The sequence below is a fragment of the Corallococcus llansteffanensis genome, assembly GCF_003612055.1.
Lineage (GTDB): Bacteria > Myxococcota > Myxococcia > Myxococcales > Myxococcaceae > Corallococcus > Corallococcus llansteffanensis.
In genome coordinates, this window is record NZ_RAWB01000668.1 from 1 (window position 1) to 4993 (window position 4993).

Annotated in this window: 6 protein-coding genes; 2 read left to right on the forward strand and 4 right to left on the reverse strand. The window is 74.7% G+C overall.

Features of this window, described 5'->3' with window-relative positions; all coding sequences use genetic code 11:
- From D7V93_RS37720 to D7V93_RS37735, 4 genes are all read right to left on the reverse strand, one after another.
- A partial coding sequence (locus D7V93_RS37720) for a hypothetical protein (RefSeq protein WP_120647934.1) occupies positions 1 to 475 on the reverse strand: 475 nt, incomplete at its 3' end.
- Between the two features lie 5 nt (positions 476 to 480).
- Positions 481 to 1029: a zf-HC2 domain-containing protein gene (locus D7V93_RS37725; RefSeq protein ID WP_120647929.1), complete on the reverse strand. Its 549-nt coding sequence runs from the start codon at positions 1027 to 1029 to the stop codon at positions 481 to 483.
- A complete protein-coding gene (locus D7V93_RS37730) occupies positions 1029 to 1643 on the reverse strand; it encodes an RNA polymerase sigma factor (protein WP_120647930.1) in 615 nt (204 codons plus the stop codon). Before D7V93_RS37730 ends, D7V93_RS37725 begins: the two co-directional genes overlap by 1 nt.
- Positions 1644 to 1719: 76 nt before the next feature.
- Positions 1720 to 2196 carry a peroxiredoxin gene (locus D7V93_RS37735; RefSeq protein WP_120647931.1) on the reverse strand — a complete coding sequence of 159 codons (477 nt, stop codon included), beginning with the start codon at positions 2194 to 2196 and terminating at the stop codon, positions 1720 to 1722.
- A 124-nt stretch (positions 2197 to 2320) separates the two neighbouring features.
- Between D7V93_RS37735 and D7V93_RS37740 the strand changes: the two genes are divergently transcribed.
- Positions 2321 to 3478: a YcaO-like family protein gene (locus tag D7V93_RS37740; RefSeq protein ID WP_372338399.1), complete on the forward strand. Its 1158-nt coding sequence runs from the start codon at positions 2321 to 2323 to the stop codon at positions 3476 to 3478.
- On the forward strand, positions 3475 to 4641 hold the full coding sequence (locus D7V93_RS37745; RefSeq protein WP_120647933.1) for a TfuA-like protein: 1167 nt from the start codon (positions 3475 to 3477) through the stop codon (positions 4639 to 4641). Before D7V93_RS37740 ends, D7V93_RS37745 begins: the two co-directional genes overlap by 4 nt.
- Positions 4642 to 4993: the final 352 nt, after the last annotated feature.

Sequence of the window (4993 nt, forward strand, 5' to 3'; positions counted from 1 at the left end):
GTCCCTTGTCTCCCCGGTCCTTCATCCACTTCGCGCCTTCCGACCGGGCCATGACGACGGCCAGCCGCGCGCGCTTCTGTGGGGGCAGGTCCTTGGCGAGCGCCTGATACAGCTCCCGGTCCAGCGCGGCGATCTGCGCCCGCGCTTCGAAGACCTTCTGCGCCGCGGCGTCCACCTGCGCGAGCGCCGCGCTGTCACCCCGCGAGGCCTGATGGAGCACGCGCGCCGAGTCCCGCACCTGCTCGCGCAGCGGCCGGCGCCGGTCCTCGAAGCGGCGCAGCGTCTCATCCAGCTTCAGTGCCTGCACGCTGTCCAGCTCCAGCGTGTCCGCCAGCTCCAGCACCTGACGCAGGCGCTGCCGCTGCTCCGCCTTCGCCACGCGGTCGGGATCGCGCGCTCCCGTCTCCCGTGCCGCGGGCTGCGCCAGCGCCACCACCGGCAGCGCGAACACCAGTGCCCAGGTCATCCGCTTCATCGTCTTCACAGTGCCTCTCCCAGGTCGAAGTCCCCGTCCATCGCGTCGTCCTCGCCGTCCCACGGCAGCTCGTCGTCGGAGCTGGAGCTGTACTCCGAGCCGTCGTCGTCCAGCGGCTCCAGCCCGGCCCACGCCTCGAAGGCGGCCAGCGTCTCCGCGTCCACGTCCTCGCGGGCGCCCACGGTCCGCACCGTATCCGGCGCCGTCGTCCGGGGGGCCCTGAAGCGCTCCAGCGCGGACGGGCCCAGCATCAGCGCCACCACCGCCGCGACGGCGGCGAGCGAGCCCAGGGCCCGGCGTCCCATCCACCGGCGCGTTTGCTCGCGGCGCCACGCCGCCAGGGTCCGCGCGCCCAGGCCTTCCTGCGCCCGCACCTCCACGGGCGTCTGGGGCGGCAGCGCCACCCGGCCCAGCAGCTCCTGGGTGGAGGCCACCTCCGCCTGGCAGGCCGCGCAGGACTCCAGGTGGGAGAGGAAGCGCGTGGCCTCCTCGCCCTCCAGCGCCCCCGCGGCGTGGAGGCTCGCCTGCTCCTCGTATTCCACGCACGCACCCATCACTGCGTCTCCCCGGCCACGTCGGCCTTCAAGCGTTTCACCGCGTGGTGGAACTGCACCTTCGCGTTGTTCTCCGTGATGCCCAGTGTCTGGGCGATGTCCTTGAACGGCAGCCCGCCGTCCACCCGCAGCGTCAGCACCTCGCGCTGGCGGCGGGGCAGGGCGAGCACGGCCTGCTTTACTTGGTGGCCGCGCTGGGTGCGCTCCAGGGACGCCTCCGCGCCCTCGCCCGGGTCCGCCGCCACGTCCTCCGTCACCGTCTCCACCAGCACCGGCCGCCACCGGAAGCCCTGCCGCGCGTGGTTCTTCGCCAGGTTGAGCGCCACCCGCACCAGCCAGGAGCGGAACGGCGCGGGCGTGGCCGGCGTGAAGCGCGCGAACACCCGGCGCGAGGCCTCCAGGGCCCTGAGGAACGCCTGCTGCGTCAGGTCCGCCGCGTCCTCCGCGCTCGCGGTGTAGCGGCGCACCAGCGCGAAGACGAGGCCCCGGTGCCGCTCGAAGAGCTGGCCGAACGCCGCCGCGTCCCCCGCCAGGAAGGCCCCGCACAGGGCCTCGTCCGTGGGGGGCACCGCGGCCTGTCCGGGCCGCACCAGTCCTAGGACCCGTCCGCTCACAGGGGCTCCAACCCGCCACGGGCCAGAAGGTTATTTCCGGCCCGCATTTCTCCTGGAAACCGCCCTGGCCGTGCCCTCAGGCGGAGGCGCTGTCGTTGCCCGGGGCGGGGTGGGCCTGGAGGTACTTCAGCACGTCGTCCAGGTGCCGGTAGACGCGCACCTCGTGCTGGATGACGTGTTCGACGGTGCCGTCCACGCCGATGATGAAGGTGACGCGCCGGTCGATGTTGAGCACGGGCCACAGCACGCCCCAGGCGCGGCTGATCCGCCGCTCGTCGTCTCCCAGGAGGGCGAAGTGGATGCCCTCCTGCTGGGCGAAGTCGCACTGGGTGGTGAGCGTGTCCACGGAGACGCCGACCAGCTCCGCCCCCAGCTCGCGGATGCGCTCGTGGTTGTCGCGGAACGCCCGGTTCTCGATGGTGCAGCCCACCGTGAAGGCCTTGGGGAAGAAGAAGAGCACCACGCGTCGGCCGCGCAGCGCAGACAGCCGCACGCCCTGACCGTGGCAGTCGGTCGCGACGAAGTCTGGCGCGAGGTCTCCGACAGAAATCATGCGGTGCGCGCTCCTCCCCAGCCGGCGGGGTCTGCCTTCCCCTACCACGTTTTTCCCGCCATCCCACGCCGCGCCGCGCCGGTGCCCCGGCCTCCCGGGATTCTGGCTAAGGTCTCCCATCGTGTTGCCTGCCACGATCGACCCCTCCTTCCTCGCCTCGCTCGCCGCCGCCCTGGGGGTGACGCGGGTGGCGCGCGTCACCGGCCTGGACCGCACCGGCGTGGAGGTGGCCTGCGCGGTGCGCCCGGGCGGCCACGTGCTCCAGGTCTGCAACGGCAAGGGGCTCACCTTCGAGGAGGCCGCCCGGGGCGCGCTCCTGGAGACCGCGGAGCTGTGGGCCGCGGAGAGGGTGCGGCCGGAGCTCTTGCGCTGGGGCTCCCAGGAGGAGCTGGAGGCCACGGGCGTCCCCGTGTGGGGCGTGGACGCGCTGGGGTCGGCGGGGCAGGAGGTGGCGCCCCGACTCGCGGGGCCGGCGGTGCGGCTGGCGTGGCGCGAGGCACGGGAGCTGCAAACGGACACCGACGTCTGGGTGCCGGCGCAGGGGGTGTACTGCCCGCCGTCCGGGACGGTGGCGCTGGGCCCGGTGTCGGTGGCCTGGACGACCAACGGCTCGGGTGCCCACCCGGAGTCCGGGCAGGCGCTGCTGCACGCGCTGCTGGAGGCCACGGAGCGAGACCAGCTCTCCCGGGCGCTGCCGGAGGGCTGGACGGAGGAGGGCGTGGTGGGGCGGATGCTGCGGACGGACCGGCTGACGGCGGAGGCGCCGCGCACGGCGGCCCTGCTGGAGCGGCTCCAGCAGCGCGGCTTCCACGCCTACCTCTTCGATGCCACGCCCACCCGGAGCACCCGGGGCGCGGTGGGGTTGCCGGTGGCGGCGGCGGTGCTGGTGGACGCGGAGGAGGGGCCGGTGCCGCTCACCGCGGGATATGCGTGCGCGCTGAGGCGGGACGAGGCGCTGCTCAAGGCCCTGCTGGAGGCGGCGCAGTCGCGGCTGACGGACATCCACGGGGCGCGCGAGGACGTGGCGGCGGCGGACCGCGAGGCGGCGCTGGGGTTCGCGCAGGCGTGCGCGGAGGTGCGGCCCCGGCACCGGGCGGAGGCGATGCCGGACCTCGCGATGAAGCGCACGGCGTCCGCGAAGGCGCGGGTGGGCACCGTGCTGGCGAAGCTGAAGCGCGCCGGTTTCACGCGGGTGGCGGGGGTGGCGCTGGACGCGCCGCTGCCCGGGCTGCACGTGTGGAAGGTGGTGGTGCCGGGCATGCGCGTATCGGAGCTCCTGTGAAGCGGCGGGCGGACGACCTGGTGGTGTTCCTGGGGCCCTCGTTGCCCGCGGCGGAGGCGCACAAGCTGGCGCCGTGCACGGTGCTGCCGCCCGCGCGGCAGGGGGACGTGTGGCGCGCGCTGTCGCTGAAGCCCCGCGCGCTGGTGCTGGTGGACGGCGTCTTCGAGGCGCAGCCGTCGGTGTGGCACCACGAACTGCTCGCGGCGATGGAGGCGGGCGTCGCGGTGTTCGGCGGCGGCAGCATGGGCGCGCTGCGCGCCGCGGAGCTGGCCGCGCACGGCATGGTGGGCGTGGGCCGCATCTTCGGCTGGTACCGCGACGGCGTGGTGGTGGACGACGCGGAGGTGGCGCTGCTGCACGCGGACGCGGAGCACGGCTGGCGTCCGCTCACCGTGCCCCTGGTCAACGTGCGCCACGAGGCGGAGCGGGCGCGCAAGGCCCGCGTGCTGGGGCGCTCCGGAGCGCAGGCCCTGGTGGACGCGGCGGCGGGCCTCTTCTACCAGGAGCGCACCTGGGCACGGATCCGCGAGGCCGTGGCCCCCGCCTGGTCCGTACCCACGCTCGCCGCGTGGGATGCGTGGTTCGCGCAAGGGGTGGAGGACCTCAAGCGCCTGGACGCCATCGCCTGCGTGCGCTCCGCAGCGGAGTTCGTGAGCCTGTCGGCTCCGGCGACGCCGGGCGCGCGGCGCAACCCCTCGTCGCTGGTACGGCGGCGGAGGCTGGTGGAGGACGTGACGCGGGTGGGCGGCCGCGCGGTGGACTCGGGACGCGTGCTGGAGCTGTTGCGGAGCGCGCCCGACGCGGCGGCCTGGGCGGAGGCGGGCCTGCGGCGGGCGCTGCTCGCGGGGTGGGTGCGCTCGCTGGGGCTCACGGTGACGGACGAGGAGGTCGCCACCGAGGAGGCCGCGTGGTGGAAGGAGCGGGGCGTGCGCGGCTCGCGCCGGGAGGCCTTCCTCGCCGCGAGCGGGCTGGATGGACCGGGCCTGCGCCAGCTGTGCGAGACGCGCGCGCTGGAGCGGCTGGCCCTGGCGCAGGCGTCGCGGCTGCTGCCGGACGGTCCCTCCTGGGACGAGGCGCTCGCGTCCGAGGCCCGGCTGGGAGGCCAGTGGGAGCAGGCCGCCCGGGCCCTGCTGACGAACGATCCGGACTCGGACGAGGCCTGAAGGCGACTGACGGGCCCCGGCCCCGCCCGGCAGGGCCCTGGCGCCCCCGGGAAGCCCTGGCGGGTTGGGGCTTCGTTCCCGGGCCGCCCTCCCAGGAGGTCATGAAAAAACGTGACAGCCCCGTGGGGCCGGCTAGGGTCAACCCCGGAGGTTGTCCGCATTGCACACCGCTCCGTGGGTGGTTCCGCCGAGGTGGCCCGCGCCGTCAACGGTCCGGTGCCAACCTGGATTGCGGGGAATCCCACCTCCGGGGTCGGCTGTGGCAGGGCGGACGCCCCTGGCGGTCCTGACACCCAGGCCTCGCGTTCCCACCCTCCAGGTCATGTGCCTGCTTGAGCCCGCTTCATGACCA

Excerpts from the sequence above, each read along its gene's own strand:
- D7V93_RS37725 (WP_120647929.1), bottom strand. The coding sequence starts at position 1,029 with ATGGGTGCGTGCGTGGAATACGAGGAGCAGGCGAGCCTCCACGCCGCG.
- D7V93_RS37735 (WP_120647931.1), bottom strand. The coding sequence starts at position 2,196 with ATGATTTCTGTCGGAGACCTCGCGCCAGACTTCGTCGCGACCGACTGC.